The sequence below is a fragment of the Proteus sp. PR00224 genome, assembly GCF_016238105.1.
Classification (GTDB): Bacteria; Pseudomonadota; Gammaproteobacteria; order Enterobacterales; family Enterobacteriaceae; genus Proteus.
On sequence record NZ_JAEHQU010000004.1, the window covers coordinates 51,984 to 68,520 of the forward strand.

The 16,537-nt window shown below is 40.9% G+C and carries 13 protein-coding genes and 7 tRNA genes; 2 read left to right on the top strand and 18 right to left on the bottom strand.

Features of this window, described 5'->3' with window-relative positions:
* Nucleotides 1-6: 6 nt before the first annotated feature.
* The 5 genes from lnt to miaB all read right to left on the bottom strand — a co-directional run bounded on the left by lnt (nucleotide 7) and on the right by miaB (nucleotide 5,474).
* On the bottom strand, nucleotides 7-1,533 hold the full coding sequence (lnt, locus tag JEP71_RS08850; protein WP_198620396.1) for an apolipoprotein N-acyltransferase: 1,527 nt from the start codon (nucleotides 1,531-1,533) through the stop codon (nucleotides 7-9).
* A gap of 7 nt (nucleotides 1,534-1,540) precedes the next feature.
* A complete protein-coding gene (gene corC / locus JEP71_RS08855; protein WP_023581153.1) occupies nucleotides 1,541-2,422 on the bottom strand; it encodes a CNNM family magnesium/cobalt transport protein CorC in 882 nt (293 codons plus the stop codon).
* Between the two features lie 71 nt (nucleotides 2,423-2,493).
* Nucleotides 2,494-2,961 (bottom strand): rRNA maturation RNase YbeY, encoded by a 468-nt coding sequence (gene ybeY / locus JEP71_RS08860; protein WP_151434555.1) that lies wholly within the window; start codon nucleotides 2,959-2,961, stop codon nucleotides 2,494-2,496.
* Nucleotides 2,954-4,015, bottom strand: coding sequence for a PhoH family protein (locus JEP71_RS08865; protein ID WP_198620397.1), 1,062 nt, complete (start codon nucleotides 4,013-4,015; stop codon nucleotides 2,954-2,956). The genes ybeY and JEP71_RS08865 overlap by 8 nt, the downstream gene beginning before the upstream one ends.
* A 28-nt stretch (nucleotides 4,016-4,043) precedes the next feature.
* The gene (gene miaB, locus JEP71_RS08870; RefSeq protein ID WP_198626110.1) at nucleotides 4,044-5,474 is read right to left on the bottom strand and encodes a tRNA (N6-isopentenyl adenosine(37)-C2)-methylthiotransferase MiaB; all 1,431 of its coding nucleotides are present in this window, start codon (nucleotides 5,472-5,474) and stop codon (nucleotides 4,044-4,046) included.
* A gap of 205 nt (nucleotides 5,475-5,679) precedes the next feature.
* On the opposite strand from miaB, the gene ubiF reads away from it, so the two are divergent.
* On the top strand, nucleotides 5,680-6,867 hold the full coding sequence (gene ubiF, locus JEP71_RS08875) for a 3-demethoxyubiquinol 3-hydroxylase (protein WP_109374098.1): 1,188 nt from the start codon (nucleotides 5,680-5,682) through the stop codon (nucleotides 6,865-6,867).
* Nucleotides 6,868-6,921: 54 nt separating this feature from the next.
* Here ubiF and fghA read toward each other — a convergent pair whose 3' ends face one another.
* From fghA to nagB, 13 genes are all read right to left on the bottom strand, one after another.
* Complete coding sequence (gene fghA / locus JEP71_RS08880; protein WP_198626111.1) at nucleotides 6,922-7,752, bottom strand: S-formylglutathione hydrolase; 831 nt, start codon at nucleotides 7,750-7,752, stop codon at nucleotides 6,922-6,924.
* Nucleotides 7,753-7,805: 53 nt separating this feature from the next.
* Entirely contained in the window at nucleotides 7,806-8,918 is a 1,113-nt protein-coding gene (locus JEP71_RS08885; RefSeq protein ID WP_198626112.1) for an S-(hydroxymethyl)glutathione dehydrogenase/class III alcohol dehydrogenase, read from the bottom strand.
* Nucleotides 8,919-8,936: 18 nt separating this feature from the next.
* Nucleotides 8,937-9,212, bottom strand: coding sequence for a metal-sensing transcriptional repressor (locus tag JEP71_RS08890; protein WP_036938507.1), 276 nt, complete (start codon nucleotides 9,210-9,212; stop codon nucleotides 8,937-8,939).
* Between the two features lie 263 nt (nucleotides 9,213-9,475).
* Nucleotides 9,476-9,560: transfer RNA gene (locus JEP71_RS08895), tRNA-Leu, on the bottom strand.
* A gap of 52 nt (nucleotides 9,561-9,612) precedes the next feature.
* Nucleotides 9,613-9,687: transfer RNA gene (locus tag JEP71_RS08900), tRNA-Gln, on the bottom strand.
* 5 nt (nucleotides 9,688-9,692) lie between these two features.
* Nucleotides 9,693-9,769, bottom strand: a tRNA-Met gene (locus tag JEP71_RS08905).
* A 32-nt stretch (nucleotides 9,770-9,801) separates the two neighbouring features.
* A tRNA-Gln gene (locus tag JEP71_RS08910) sits at nucleotides 9,802-9,876 on the bottom strand.
* A 41-nt stretch (nucleotides 9,877-9,917) separates the two neighbouring features.
* A tRNA-Gln gene (locus JEP71_RS08915) sits at nucleotides 9,918-9,992 on the bottom strand.
* Nucleotides 9,993-10,019: 27 nt separating this feature from the next.
* Nucleotides 10,020-10,104: transfer RNA gene (locus JEP71_RS08920), tRNA-Leu, on the bottom strand.
* A 7-nt stretch (nucleotides 10,105-10,111) separates the two neighbouring features.
* Nucleotides 10,112-10,188, bottom strand: a tRNA-Met gene (locus JEP71_RS08925).
* 411 nt (nucleotides 10,189-10,599) lie between these two features.
* Nucleotides 10,600-11,832 (bottom strand): DNA-binding transcriptional regulator NagC, encoded by a 1,233-nt coding sequence (nagC, locus tag JEP71_RS08930; protein ID WP_198626113.1) that lies wholly within the window; start codon nucleotides 11,830-11,832, stop codon nucleotides 10,600-10,602.
* Between the two features lie 13 nt (nucleotides 11,833-11,845).
* Nucleotides 11,846-13,006: an N-acetylglucosamine-6-phosphate deacetylase gene (nagA, locus tag JEP71_RS08935; protein WP_109374101.1), complete on the bottom strand. Its 1,161-nt coding sequence runs from the start codon at nucleotides 13,004-13,006 to the stop codon at nucleotides 11,846-11,848.
* A gap of 124 nt (nucleotides 13,007-13,130) precedes the next feature.
* A complete protein-coding gene (gene nagB / locus JEP71_RS08940; RefSeq protein WP_109374102.1) occupies nucleotides 13,131-13,937 on the bottom strand; it encodes a glucosamine-6-phosphate deaminase in 807 nt (268 codons plus the stop codon).
* A 480-nt stretch (nucleotides 13,938-14,417) separates the two neighbouring features.
* On the opposite strand from nagB, the gene nagE reads away from it, so the two are divergent.
* A complete protein-coding gene (gene nagE / locus JEP71_RS08945) occupies nucleotides 14,418-16,460 on the top strand; it encodes an N-acetylglucosamine-specific PTS transporter subunit IIBC (protein WP_198620402.1) in 2,043 nt (680 codons plus the stop codon).
* The last annotated feature ends 77 nt before the right edge of the window (nucleotides 16,461-16,537 follow it).

Below are 16,537 nucleotides of genomic sequence, written 5' to 3' on the forward strand. Positions count from 1 at the left end.
TTTGCTTTACTCAACTCGCCGTTTAATAAAGGCGATGATAAAAAATAATCCAACCATTATCCACAATGGTGTATTACCCCACTTGTAATAAGGGGTTAACCCAGTTGTTGGTGTGATTTTTTCTGCTAAAGCACCTTCTTCAAACTGAGGAAGTTGAGAAATAACATCACCATTGGCTGCAATAAAGGCGGTAATACCGTTATTCGTTGAGCGTAATAATGGTCTTCCTAACTCTAAAGAGCGCATTCTTGCCATTTGAAAATGTTGCCAAGGGCCGATTGAATTACCAAACCACGCATCATTAGAAATCGTTAATAAGAATCGTGTATCGGGTTTAAAATTAGCGCGGACTTGTTCACCTAAAATAATTTCGTAACAAATAGCTGCGGTTATTTTGGCATCATTGACAGTGAGCTGAGGCTGTACATATTCACCTTGGCTTAATGATGACATCGGTAAATTAAAGAAAGGCGCAAGTGGGCGTAATAGCGATTCTAATGGTACATATTCACCAAAAGGAACAAGGTGATGTTTGTTATAGCGATCTGTTGCTGGGTATTGATAAGCATAGTGTTCACCTAATGTGATGACACTATTGTAGAAACGATAACCTTCTAATGTCGGTCGAGCATCAATAATTCCCGTCATTAAATGGGTATCTTGCTCTCTTAATTGCTTATCTAATTCTGCTAAAAAACCTTGCTGTTGAATTTCAACATCAGGGATCGCAGATTCAGGCCAAATAATGAGATTTGCATTACCAATAAAAGGGCGACTTAAGGTGAGATAGGTTTTTAATGTGCTCTCTAATGTACCTGGTTCCCATTTTAACGATTGTGCAATATTACCTTGGACTAATGCAATTTCTTGCGTTTCATCAGGCAAAGGTTGATACCACTGATAGGACTTAAAGCTGATAGGTAATACTAATAAAAGCAGTGCAACCACGACGCTATAAATCGATTTGCGATAGAGTGCAAACGCAATTAATCCACTGATAATGGTTAGGAGTAGCGTTATCATGGTAACACCAAAAATAGGTGCAATACCTTTTAATGGGCCATCAATCTGGCTATAACCAAACTGCAACCAAGGGAAACCTGATAACACCCAACCTCTTAAGAATTCAGTGATTTGCCATAATGCAGGAGCTGCAAATACAAACCGCCAGAGCGTTGGTTTTGGAAAAAACTTATTCAGTAATCCTGCAAATAATAGCGTGTAGAGTGATAAATAGAGTGCTAATAAAATCACTAAAAAGATATTTATCGCAAACGGCATACCACCAAAATCAGCGATACTGACGTAAACCCAATTTACGCCACTACCAAATAACCCAAATCCCCAAGCAAAACCAAGGAATGCGCCTTGACGAGTTGTGCGGTGAGTGATTATCAGTAATAAGCCAAGTAGTGAAATTAACGCCGCAGGCCAAAAATCAAATGGCGAAAATGCTAATGTGCCAATGGCACCGAAAAAAACCGCCAGAAGGGCGCGAACCCACTGGCGGTTTAAGAAAGAGATCTTATTCATTGATATCCTATGCATCATTACCTAGTTCAGGGATTGGCGCATCATCGGGGATATGCACATAAACCTGAATGATCTTACGGCTATCTGCCATAACAACTTTAAATTGGTAATTATCAATGGTAATAGTTTCACCACGAGCAGGAAGGTGACCAAAGGCTTGCATGACTAAACCGCCAATCGTATCAACTTCTTCATCGCTGAAATGCGTACCGAACGCTTCATTGAAATCTTCTATCTGGGTTAAAGCTCGAACTGAGTAAGCGTGACGACTTAATGGACGAATATCAATATCATCCTCATCATCATACTCATCTTCAATTTCGCCTACGATAAGTTCAAGAATATCCTCAATTGTGACGAGTCCAGATACGCCTCCAAATTCATCGATCACAATCGCCATATGATAGCGTTGAGAGCGGAACTCTTTTAATAGGCGATCAACCCGTTTGCTTTCAGGCACAACAACAGCAGAGCGTAAGACTTTATCCATACTAAATGGCTCTGCGTCGGTACGCATAAATGGCAGTAGATCTTTTGCCATTAATAAGCCTTCAATATGATCTTTGTCCTCGCTAATGACTGGGAAACGAGAATGTGCTGAATCAATAATCACATCTAAACACTCATCAAGGGTTTGATTGCGTTTTAGTGTGACAATTTGCGAGCGAGGGATCATTATGTCCCGAACGCGTTGTTCAGCAATATCCATTACCCCTTCAAGCATGTCGCGGGTGTCGGGATCAATTAATTCTTTCTGTTCAGAATCGCGGATAAGCTCCATCAGATCATCACGGTTTTTAGGTTCACCGTGGAACCACTGATTAAGCAGTGTGAGAAACCCTTTCTTAGGACCAGGGTTATCGTTACTCGAAGATTGGTCGTCGCTCATGGCGTTTTAACTATTTTTCCTCATTGAATGGTTAATTAGATATAGTATTTATCATAAAAATAAGAGAACTGTTACTCTTTTTCAATCAAATAGGGATCTGCATAACCTAAATTTTGTAAGATTTCTGTCTCTAAACCTTCCATTTCTTCGGCTTCATCATCTTCAATATGATCATAGCCTAAAAGATGGAGACATCCATGAATAACCATGTGTGCCCAGTGTTCTTCAACAGTCTTACTCTGCTCAACCGCCTCTTTTTCTACCACTTGGCGGCAAATAATCAAATCACCTAATAACGGCAATTCAATTTCAGGCGGAGCCTCAAAGGGAAAAGAAAGCACGTTAGTCGGTTTGTCTTTTCCACGATAAGTGAGATTCAGTTCGTGACTTTCTGCCTCATCAACAATACGAATAGTCACTTCACTTACAGGTTGAAATTGCGGTAATACCGCTTCTAACCATGTCATAAATTGGGCTTCAGTAGGAAGCCCTTGCGCATTTTCACTTGCTACTTGTAAATCAAGGATAACTTCACTCATGATTTTCTCTCTGAAGCTTCTCTTTTTCTGCTTTGATAGCTTGGCGGCGTTTTTGATCTTCCGTTTCCCAAGCTTCATAGGCGATAACAATTTTGGCAACCACGGGATGGCGAACAACGTCTTCACTATGGAAAAAGTTAAAACTTAAGTCATTAACATCAGATAAAACTTCAATGGCATGACGTAAGCCTGATTTATTGCCTCTTGGCAGGTCAATTTGGGTAATATCCCCAGTGATAACCGCTTTAGAGTTAAAGCCAATACGTGTTAAGAACATTTTCATCTGTTCGATGGTCGTGTTTTGGCTTTCATCAAGAATAATAAAGGCGTCATTTAATGTGCGTCCACGCATATAGGCGAGGGGGGCGACTTCAATGACATTACGCTCTATTAGTTTCTCAACTTTTTCAAAACCTAACATCTCAAATAACGCATCATAAAGTGGTCGTAAATAGGGATCGACTTTTTGACTTAAATCGCCCGGTAAAAAGCCCAGTTTTTCACCCGCTTCAACCGCAGGACGCGTTAATAAAATACGACGCACTTCTTGGCGTTCAAGAGCATCAACAGCAGCAGCAACAGCCAGATAAGTTTTCCCTGTACCAGCAGGCCCAATACCAAAAGTAATATCATGAGTCTGGATATTGGCAATATATTGTGCCTGATTCGGTGTACGAGGTTTTATCACACCTCGCTTAGTTCGAATATTGGTTGATTTCCCAAATTCAGGAACATGCTCATCACTTTGCTCAAGCACACGGCTTTCTTTGATTGCAAGGTGAATTTGTTCAGGGTCGATATCGGGGATCACGCCTTTAATTGGCGAGGTTTCCACATACAGGCGACGTAAAATTCCTGCGGCTGCATTGACACACAATGATTTTCCCGTGAGTTTAAAACGGTTATCACGATGATTAATCTCGATACCTAAACGGCGCTCAAGTTGCTTAATATTATCGTCAAATGGACCACATAGGCTCATTAAACGGGCATTGTCAGCTGGCTCTAAGAAGATTTCTTGGGTCGCTACCTGTGCATGTGCTATTACTGTCACTGATTATCCTTTTGTTCAATCTGATCAATTAAGGTTGGTAAACACCTACCCCTAATTCATCTTCTTTACGTGTACGTGCAATGACGGATTCTGGAGATTCGTGAATACGTAAATCCATTTGGTCTTCCGTTCTAATGACTTTACCACGTAGTGAGTTGGCATAAACGTCAACAATCTCAACATCAACGAACTTACCAATCATATCTGGTGTACCTTCAAAGTTAACCACACGGTTATTCTCAGTACGACCAGAAAGCTCCATCACATTTTTACGTGAAGGTCCTTCAACTAGAATACGCTGTACCGTATTTAACATTGCACGGCTAAAGTTCATTGCTTGTTGATTGATGCGCTGTTGTAGCAGATATAAACGTTGTTTCTTCTCATCTTCACTGACATCATCAGGTAAATCAGCCGCTGGGGTGCCCGGACGTGCTGAATAGATGAAACTAAAGCTCATATCGAAATTAACATCCGCAATTAATTGCATGGTTTTTTCAAAGTCGTCTTGGGTTTCACCCGGGAAACCAATGATAAAGTCTGAACTTATCAGAATACCAGGACGTGCTTTGCGTAGTTTGCGAATGATGCTCTTATATTCAAGTGCAGTATGGTTACGCTTCATTAATGTTAGAATGCGGTCAGAACCACTTTGCACTGGCAAGTGTAAATAGCTGACTAATTCTGGAGTATCTTCATAAACCGCAACAATATCGTCAGTAAATTCGATAGGGTGGCTGGTAGTAAAGCGAATGCGGTCAATGCCGTCAATTGCGGCGACTAAGCGAATTAATTCAGCAAAGCTACAGATTTGACCATCAAAAGTAGCGCCTCGGTAGGCGTTAACGTTTTGACCTAACAAGTTTACTTCGCGCACACCTTGTGCCGCTAATTGAGCAATTTCAAATAGCACATCATCACAAGGGCGGCTAACTTCTTCACCGCGAGTGTAAGGAACTACGCAGAAAGAGCAGTATTTGTTACAGCCTTCCATGATGGAGACGAAAGCAGAAGGACCTTCAGCGCGAGGCTCTGGTAAACGGTCAAATTTTTCAATTTCAGGGAAGCTGATATCGACAACAGGGCTTTTAGTCCCTTTAACCTGATTAATCATTTCAGGTAAACGGTGTAAAGTTTGTGGTCCGAAGATAATATCGACACACTGCGCACGTTGACGGATGTATTCACCTTCTTGAGAAGCAACACAACCGCCGACGCCAATGATAATATCGGGTTTATTATCTTTAAAATATTTCCAACGTCCTAACTGATGAAAGACTTTTTCTTGTGCTTTCTCACGGATAGAACAGGTATTTAGCAGTAGAATGTCCGCGTCTTCGGCGACATCGGTTAACTGATAACCGTGGGTGCTTTCGAGTAGGTCTGCCATTTTGGATGAATCGTACTCATTCATCTGACAGCCCCAAGTTTTAATGTACAGTTTTTTTATCGTCGACATTGTGTAAATCCGGTATTTTCAGTGAGACAATAGCTAATCATTGGAAAACGTTGCGTGTAATAAGCCAATAAGGCGGTTATTGTAGTCATTTGTGTGGTCAGTGACTAGAGCAAGTCGGCGCTAATTCTCTATGGCGTTTAGTTTAATCGAAATAAACTGAAACAGCGCTTACCTATTATTTAAAGTAATGAGTTATGGCATAACAATGATGAGTAATGTAAAAAACGATTTTGATGCAATCATCGCTGGTGGAGGGATGATTGGCGCTGCTGTTGCAATTGGGCTGGCGCAAGAAGGATTGCGTGTTGCAATGATTGAACGGCAGTCTCCAGCACCTTTTGATGCGTCATCTCATCCTGATATCCGTATTTCTGCGATTAGTTGCGCGTCTGTTAGTCTATTAAAACAATTAGGTGCATGGCAACATGTTTTAGCGATGCGTTCTGCGCCTTATCTTACCTTAGAAACATGGGAAGAAGAAAATGCCCATGTGGTTTTTGATGCTAAAAGCTTAGGTTTACCTGAATTAGGCTATATGGTTGAAAACCGAATTTTGCAATTAGCCCTTTGGCAAGAGGCTGAACGTTATAGCAATATCACTTTATTATGTCCAAATAGTCTAAGTAAAATGACTTATTTAGATGATAAATGGAAAGTAACCCTTTCAGATGGCAGTGAAGTGACCACAAATTTAGTGGTGGGTGCGGATGGTGCAAACTCTCAAGTGCGCCAATTTGCGGGTATCGGTAGCAATGGCTGGCAATATCGTCAATCTTGTATGCTGATCACTGTGAAAACAGAGTTGCCTCCTGAAAAGGGTACATGGCAACGTTTTTACCCTTCAGGTCCTCGTGCTTATTTACCGCTTTTTGATAATTGGGCTTGTTTGGTTTGGTATGACTCGCCTGACAGAATTAGAAAACTGCAAAATATGACAATGGCGCAGTTAGAAAAAGAAATTCAACATGCTTTTCCTGAGCGATTAGGTAAAGCGACACCTATTGCTGCAGGTTCATTCCCATTAACGCGTCAGCATGCAAGTCGTTACGTTGATAAAGGCATTGTTTTGTTGGGAGATGCGGCTCACACCATCAATCCTTTAGCGGGACAGGGCGTTAATTTAGGTTACCGTGATGTGGATTGTTTCTTAGATTTAGTCGCTGATGCCAAAAAACATTTTGAGCCTTGGGATTCAATGGCGTTATTGAAGAAATATCAGCGCCGTCGTATGCCTGATAATTTAGTCATGCAAGCGGGCATGGACGTATTTTATCACGCCTTTAGCCACCAATTACCGGGTTTAAAAGTTGTTAGAAATATCGGTCTTTTAGCTGCTCAACATGCAGGAAAAGCGAAAGAAGCGGCATTACGTTATGCGTTAGGTATTAAGTAATTAGAAATGCGATGATCTGAGTTGAATATCAGCAATAAGATCATCGCATTGTTGTTATGCTTTTAAATGCTTGGCATGAAAAGCAATATGCTCACCAATAAAGCTCGCCACAAAGTAGTAACTGTGATCGTACCCTTGATGTAAATTCAATTGATAAGGAAATTGTTTTGCATCACAAGCTTGTGAAAATAATTCAGGCTTCAGTTGCTCTTGATAGAAAGGATCATCGAGTCCGACATCAACACGCATAGGTAATACACTTTCTGCTTGGCTAATTAATGCCACCGCATCATATTGGTGCCATTGTGTCGTATCATCGCCTAAATAAGCGCTAAACGCTTTTTTACCCCAAGGAACAACTGACGGTGCTACTATCGGAGAAAACGCTGACACACTGCGGTAGCGTGCCGAATTTCGCAATGCAATCGTTAATGCCCCATGACCTCCCATCGAATGCCCACTAATAGCACGTTGATGAGTCACAGGAAAATGCATTTCTATCAGTGTAGGAAGCTCATCAACAATGTAGTCATACATATTGTAATGAGTATTCCACGGCGATTGTGTCGCATTAAGGTAAAAGCCAGCGCCTTGCCCTAAATCATAAGCACTATCATCAGCGACATTTTCACCGCGAGGGCTGGTATCAGGTACGACTAAAATAATGCCATGTTGTGCCGCAAATTGTTGAGCGCCTGATTTAGTAATAAAATTTTGTTCGTTGCAGGTTAAGCCTGATAACCAATATAAAACAGGGTATTTTTGTTCTTCTTCCATAGGAGGAAGGTAGATGGCAAATTTCATCTCACAATTTAACGTCTTTGATGTATGTTGATAGACTTCTTGCCAACCGCCAAAGCAGGCGTGACGTTCAATCCTTTCCATTTTGACTCCTTTAAAAGCAAAGACAAACCTATGAGACATAGGTTTGAAGATGATTAATCGAAATGAATAACTGTACGGATTGATTTACCTTCGTGCATTAAATCAAAAGCTTCATTAATTTTTTCTAACGGTAGTTTATGGGTAACAAAAGGCTTAAGTTCGATATCGCCTTTCATTGCATCCTCAACCATACCGGGTAATTGGCTACGACCTTTAACACCACCAAAAGCGGTGCCTCTCCACGAACGACCTGTGACTAATTGGAAAGGACGAGTTGAGATCTCTTGTCCTGCACCAGCAACACCAATAATAATGGATTGACCCCAGCCACGATGTGCACTTTCTAATGCAGCTCTCATGACATTAACGTTACCAATACATTCAAAAGTATGGTCAACACCCCATTGTGTCATTTCAACAAGGACTTGCTGAATGGGCTTGTCGTAGTCATTAGGATTTAAGCAATCTGTAGCACCAAATTGACGTGCTAATTCAAATTTTTCAGGATTAGTATCAATCGCAAAAATTCGACCTGCTTTGGCTTGTCTTGCGCCTTGAAGAACAGCAAGACCAATGCCTCCTAAACCAAACACTGCAACCGAATCACCTTCTTGCACTTTTGCTGTATTGTGAACCGCGCCAATACCGGTTGTTACGCCACAACCTAATAAGCAAACTTCTTCGTGATTGGCTTCTGGATTGATTTTTGCTAGAGAAACTTCAGCCACCACAGTGTATTCGCTAAAAGTAGAGCATCCCATATAGTGATAAATAGGCTGCCCGTTATAAGAAAAACGTGTTGTTCCATCTGGCATTAAACCTTTACCTTGCGTTGCTCTGACTGCAACACATAAGTTTGTTTTGCCTGATTTACAGAATAGACATTCACCACATTCAGCAGTGTACAGAGGAATAACGTGATCGCCTGGTTTAACGCTAGTGACACCTTCACCAACTTCTACAACTACACCAGCACCTTCATGACCAAGAATTGCAGGGAATACACCTTCAGGATCATCACCAGAGAGTGTAAATGCGTCTGTATGACAAACGCCTGTGTGGCTAATTTTTATGAGCACTTCACCCGCTTGAGGTGGCATTACATCAACTTCAACGATTTTTAAAGGTTCTCCTGGTCCAAATGCGACCGCAGCACGAGATTTCATGGTGTATCCTTTTTGTTATTAACGCAGGTAAGTGCGGATAAGTGAAATGGCATCATCAACGGAATTTTTTTGATCTTCAGGAGAAGCGACGGCATCCATAAGACCTTCACGTAAATGACTTTCGAGCACACCTGCCATCAGACCGTTAATAGCACCTCTGATGGCGGCAATTTGTTGTAATACCTGACCGCATTCATTTTCATTTTCAAGTGCAGTTTCTAATGCAAGAAGCTGCCCTTTAATTTTTCTTACGCGAGTTAACGCGGCTTTTTTTTCTGCTGGTGAGTGTGGCATACATAATCCTTAAATATACTATGGGGGAGTATAGTATCTGGAGAGATATATGTACAGAGGGATCAATAAAGTGTGGAGTGATGAGAATAAATAAAAAATGATGATGTGGAGAATGTTGATCTTTGAGAGTAGAGGAATAAGAAAAGAAGGGGGAAGAATGATGTTTAGATAACAGATAGGAAAAAATGAAGAGATAAAAACAAAAAAGACCCGCTATTGCGAGTCTTATCTGTTGATTTCGTGATAAACACGTTAGTAATCAATGGTGCGGGAGGCGAGACTTGAACTCGCACACCTTGCGGCGCCAGAACCTAAATCTGGTGCGTCTACCAATTTCGCCACTCCCGCATACAACTTTTCAGAAAAAAAGACTCGCTCTGCGAGTCTCTCTTTCAAAATATGGCTGGGATACCAGGATTCGAACCTGGGAATGCCAGGATCAAAACCTGGTGCCTTACCGCTTGGCGATATCCCAAAAAATGGTGGCTATGACGGGATTCGAACCTGTGACCCCAACATTATGAGTGTTGTGCTCTAACCAGCTGAGCTACATAGCCTTATTGAATCTAGCTATCTTTCTTTTGAAAGATGGCTGGGGTACCAGGATTCGAACCTGGGAATGCCAGGATCAAAACCTGGTGCCTTACCGCTTGGCGATACCCCATCCGCTAATTCAATTGTCAACACACTTATTTATCAGAAATATGGCTGGGATACCAGGATTCGAACCTGGGAATGCCAGGATCAAAACCTGGTGCCTTACCGCTTGGCGATATCCCAACTGATAAATTCTTGACGAGGTTAAAATGGTGCGGGAGGCGAGACTTGAACTCGCACACCTTGCGGCGCCAGAACCTAAATCTGGTGCGTCTACCAATTTCGCCACTCCCGCAAAAAGATGGTGGCTATGACGGGATTCGAACCTGTGACCCCAACATTATGAGTGTTGTGCTCTAACCAGCTGAGCTACATAGCCATCTTTTTTTTGCATAACCTTCGTCGGCGTTGCGGGGCGCATTATGCGTATTACAGACAAATCCGTCAACTGCTTTTTGCATTAATTTTCGAGAAACGTGTCCGTTTGCTCGATGGTTAATCATTTTGTCGAAAAAAGATCCAAAAAACAACCTTGTTGATGAAAAATATCTCAAAGAATAAGGCGCAATAGTGTGTGAATAAAAAGAAAAAACAAAGCAGTAAGAGAAATGATATTAAGTGAAAGAAGGAAAAGATGAAGAACAATGAGCATAAAAAAAGAAATGAGGTGAAAAAATCACGCTACATTTCTTTTTCTTTGGATATTACTGATTGAATTTTAGACTTATTTTGCAATAAAGGTCAGAAAAGTATACATTCAACTCAAAAAGTATAATTTATCGACAATAAATTACTTTTCTAATAGCTGTTGAAGCAATTCTCCGTTAAGCATTGCGCGTTTAGTTAAGGCAAAAGCCCCTATGGCAGAACGATGATCAAGCTCTGATGTGACGACAGGAAGCTCTTCTCTGAATTCTTTTAATACTTGCGTATTAATACAACTTTGAATTGAGGGAAGTAAAACTTCAGCTGCTTCAGTCAATTCACCCGCTAAAACCACTTTTTGTGGGTTAAATAAGTTAATAGCGATCGCAATCGCTTTACCTAAATGTAAACCCACTTGTTTGATGGTTTCGACTGCTAGCGGGTCATTTTTTACAGCAGCTCGACAAATATCTTGGATTTGGCACTGTGTTGGCGATAAATACTGGCTTGGGTAGCCTTGCTCTAATTGATAGCGCACTTTGGCTTCGATAGCAGTATTGGATGCAATCGTTTCTAAACAACCAAAATTACCACAATGGCAACGTTCACCTAGAGGATCGATTTGAATATGACCAATTTCCCCAAGGTTACCACGCTGGTTGAGCAGAATTTTATTATTAATGATAACACCCGCACCTGCACCACGATGTATCCGGACGAGTAGTGAGTCTTCACAATCTCGTGTGGCACCAAAATAGTTTTCAGCTAGTGCAAGGCTTCGAATATCATGCCCAGCATAACAAGGCAGGCTAAAGCGTTTTTCTAAGCTATTTACCAGAGCCCAATTATCTACTTTCATATGAGGCATATAACGAACAATGCCTTTATTTGGATCAACAAGACCGGGCAAAATCACGGAAATTGAAATAAGCTCACGAATGCGACGTTGATTTTGTTTAATAAAGTCATCAATTGCATTGATGAGCAGGGCTTCAACTCCATTTTGAGTACTCTGCTCTAGAGGGTAGTGTTGCTCAATGATGACTTTACCGCTCAGATCGTAAAGAGCGACGGTGGCATCATTACGCCCCAATCGCACACTGACTGTATTAAAATTGCGGTGTTCAACAATAATAGAAATTGCGCGACGTCCACCTGTTGATGCCTGTTGATCAACCTCTTTGATTAAGCCTCGTTCAAGCAACTGACGAGTAATTTTAGTCACACTGGCTGGCGCTAGTTGGCTTTGTTCGGCTATTTGGATACGGGAAATTGGCCCGTGTTGATCAATCAGTCGATACACAATCGCACTGTTAAGTTGTTTAACAAGATCGATATTGCCAATTTGCGTTTCAGTGTTGTTATGACTCATCAGCATAGACATCCATTAGTTATTCAGTTATTTCGATACCATTGACAAACGTTGTGCAAAGGTTGAAGTCCTTGTCGAAAGAAGTGAGGTTTGCAATTTTTCCTGCTTCAATTGTTCCCAATTCTTTTTCCATTCCGATTGCACGAGCAGGATAAAGTGTTGCCATCCGCAATGTTTCATCTAATGGAATACCTACATGGATCACGCTATTTTTAATTGCACCAATCATGGTCAGTGATGATCCACTTAATGTGCCATCTGCATCGACACAAAGACCATTACGATAATATATGGTTTTACCCGCAAAAACGAAGCTATCCATCTCATTTTTACTAGGATCAAGCCCTGCTGGCGCAGTTGCATCTGTGACTAAAAGTAGTTTTTCACCTTTCAGACGCTTACTGTTACGAATATTTGCCCATGAAACATGTAAACCATCGGCAATGATACCAGCATAAACCTCAGGTGTATCATAAATGGCACCTACAAGCCCCGGACCTCTGCCTGTAATATAAGGCATTGCGTTGTAAAGGTGAGTCGATAATGAGATTCCATTACGGAATCCTTTACGTGCTTCTTCATAAGTCGAATTGGAGTGACCCGCAGAAACAATGATACCTGCTTTGATTAATTGACGAACATACTTTTCATCAACCATTTCAGGCGCGAGGGTTATTTTAGCGATAACATCAGCATTATCGCACAAATAGTCAATCATCTGTGCACTAGGTTGGCGAATAAACTGTGGATCATGAGTCCCTTTTTTAATTACATTGATATAAGGGCCTTCTAAATGTAATCCCAACACTTTATTTTCATGTTTCTTCATATAAGCACGAGTTGCGTCAATGCCTATTTTCATCAATTCATCAGAACAGGTAATTAACGTGGGTAAATAGCTAGTGCAACCTAAACGTTCATTTGCTTTTTGCATAATTTCTAACGTTTCAACGGTGACATTTTCAGGCGTGTCATTAAATTGTACGCCACCACAGCCATTAACCTGTAAATCGATAAAACCGGGAGAGACAATTGCACCTTTCATATCACGAACAGTGATATCTTTTGGCAGTTGATCCTGTGGGCAAACCTGCTCAATACGGGAGCCGTTAATAATAATGGCGTGGTTTTCTAAACGGTCGAAACCTGTATAAATAACAGCATTTGTTAAGGCAAACATACCTTTGTCTCCTGATAAGGGAAGTCAATCTAAAAATCCGATATCAGCCAGCAAATTCTGGCTGATAAGTAAGAGAGCTTAGCCTTTTCCACTACTTAATCAGTAGGTACTTATTTTACTAAACTTAGTCTTGGTATTTCTGACACTCTTGCGCTTCAATCTGTTGGAAATAACGCAATGTTTTTACTCGTAATTCCATTGTTGCAGGATCATCACACACTAAAATGGCTTTAGGGTGAAGTTGAACACAGGAAATCGTCCATAAATGGTTAACAGCGCCTTCTGTTGCAGCATGTACTGCTTGCGCTTTATTAAAACCAGTTGCCAAAATCATTAATTCTTCAGCATCTAATAATGTACCTACACCAACTGTCAGTGCATATTTAGGAACATGATTAACATTATTATCGAAGAAGCGTGAATTTGCTAAACGAGTGTCTTCTGTTAGCGTTTTCATGCGAGTACGTGAAGAAAGTGATGACGTTGGCTCATTAAATGCGATATGACCGTCGTTACCTACACCGCCCATAAACAAATTGATTTTGCCATAAGACTTAATTTTAGCCTCATAACGTTCGCATTCTGCTTGTGGATCTTCTGCATTACCGTTTAATAAATTGATATTTTCATCTTTAATATCAATATGATTAAAGAAGTTTTCATACATAAAAGTACGATAACTTTGTGAATGATCTGATGGAATACCAACATATTCATCCATATTGAACGTTACAACGTGTTGGAAGCTGACTTTTCCTGCACGATGTAATTCAATTAACTCTTTATATGTCGCCAATGGTGTGCCACCAGTTGGTAAACCAAGCACGAAAGGGCGCTCTGCTGTTGGATTAAACGCATTGATCTTCTCAATGATATAATTTGCAGACCACTTACCAACTTGTTTTGCCGTGGATAGGGGGATTAACCTCATAGTAACCTCATAGAAAAAAGACAAATCTGATAACTCAGTAACGTGTTATTTTATCGTGTGATTATCAGTGGCTCATCTATACTCGTCATCCTTCAAGTTGCAGGGGTGTTGGCTACGCTCAGCTACCCGAATCACATACATGAGTATATTCATCGGGATATCTTTGCTTGCCGCCTACCTGCAACTCGAATGATTTAGAGTGTATAACACGAATTTCTTTTCATTTTTAGCTGATGATCGAAATGTCCCGCCAAAAGATATTTTTAATCATAAAATAAGCTTTCTGACTTAGCCAGCATTTCAGCTAAAAAATATACTATATTGGTGACTTAACTCACAAATTATGACTAATTAATTTGCGATACGAAATAAATTTTTTAGACTAAAAATGGAATTAAATAATTAGCTCATCATTTTTCTTATAAAATATGAATGAGTATGAATAAGATCCCAATATAGGGGCTATCCAAGGGGGAGTTTGTGAATATTTTAAGTTATCTGCAGAAGATAGGACGGGCGCTGATGGTGCCTGTCGCTACATTACCTGCAGCAGCAATTCTGATGGGGATTGGCTACTGGATTGACCCAGTAGGCTGGGGTAGTGATAACGCGCTTGCTGCCTTACTTATCAAATCTGGTGCTGCTATCATCGACAATATGTCAGTCTTGTTTGCCATTGGTGTTGCTTATGGTATGTCGAAAGACAAAGACGGTGCTGCCGCTTTAACAGGGTTTGTTGGGTTCTTAGTTGTGACAACACTTTGCTCTCCAGCCGCGGTGTCAATGATCAAAGGCCTACCTTTAGAAGAGGTTCCAGTTGCTTTTGGTAAAATAAATAACCAGTTTGTTGGGATCTTAGTTGGTGTACTTTCAGCCGAGCTTTATAACCGCTTCAGTAGCGTTGAGCTGCCTCGCGCACTGTCGTTCTTTAGTGGTCGCCGTTTAGTTCCTATTTTGACCTCGTTTTTAATGATCATCGTCGCCTTTATTCTGATGTATATCTGGCCTGTGATTTATGGCGGATTAGTTAGCTTTGGTGAAAGCATTAAAGATATGGGAGCATTAGGTGCGGGTATTTACGCATTCTTTAACCGTTTATTAATTCCTGTGGGCTTACACCATGCGTTGAACTCTGTATTCTGGTTTGACGTTGCTGGTATTAATGATATTCCTAACTTCCTAGCAGGTCAGCAAGCTATTGATTCTGGCTTAGCAACAGTGGGTGTTACAGGTCGTTATCAAGCAGGTTTCTTCCCAGTAATGATGTTTGGTTTACCGGGTGCAGCTCTTGCTATTTATCACTGCGCACGTAAAGAACACAAAGCAAAAGTGGCTGGTATTATGATGGCGGGTGCGTTTGCCGCATTCTTCACTGGTATTACTGAGCCGCTTGAATTCTCCTTTATGTTCGTCGCACCAGTGCTTTATGTTATTCACGCATTCTTAATGGCGATTTCTGTTTATATCGCGGCAAGCATGGAGTGGATTTCAGGGTTCGGCTTTAGTGCAGGCTTAGTGGATATGTTCTTATCTTCACGTAACCCACTAGCTGTTCATTGGTACATGCTGATTGTTCAGGGTATTGTTTTCTTCTTTATCTATTACGGTATTTTCCGTTTCACTATCACTAAATTTAACCTGAAAACACCAGGTCGTGAAGATGAAGTGACCGGTGATGAAACTGCTGATGGTTATGATGAAGATATCAAAACAGCGCCAGCAAATAGTAAAGAAGGTATTCAACAAGAAGCTCGCCAATATATCGCGGCTATCGGTGGTTCTGATAACTTAACGGGTATTGATGCTTGCATTACACGTTTACGTCTTAATGTAAAAGACTCTGGCGTTGTTAATGATGCATACGCAAAACGTTTAGGGGCTTCAGGCGTTATTCGCTTAAACAAACAAAGTGTTCAGGTGATTGTGGGTACACGAGCAGAGCTTGTCGCTAACGCAATGCGCGATGTATTAACACAAGGTCCTGTGCCTGCTTATGAAGGTGCTTCTGCTTCAACAGTTTCTACTGAAAAAGCACCCGTAAAACAAGCGAATGCCAATGCAAAAGTGTTACTTGAAATGATTGCACCTTTTGATGGTGAAGTGGTGGCATTAAAAGAAGTGCCTGATGAAGCGTTCTCTAGTGGTGTTGTTGGCGATGGTGTAGCAATCAAACCAACCTCTAATATCGTGATGGCGCCTGCGACAGGTACTGTTGTTAAGATTTTTGATACAAACCATGCATTTTGTATTGAGACTGACAATGGTGTGGAAATCATTGTGCATATGGGCATTGATACCGTTGCATTAGGCGGCAAAGGCTTCAAGCGTTTAGTTGAAGAAGGTGCAGACGTTAAAGTTGGTCAACCTATCTTAGAATTAGATCTTGAATATCTGAACGCTAATGCTAAATCGATGATAAGCCCTGTTATTGTCAGCAATATCGATGATTTTGATAAGATTGCTGAACAAGTTGCAGGTGTTGTGGTCGGAAATAAAACGGTTATCTACAAAGTGTTAAAATAAATTCTATATAGATATTTAATCCTCTATAAAGAGATGGTTAAATAAGACGATAAAACGGGGAGTCTTTCGAACTTCCC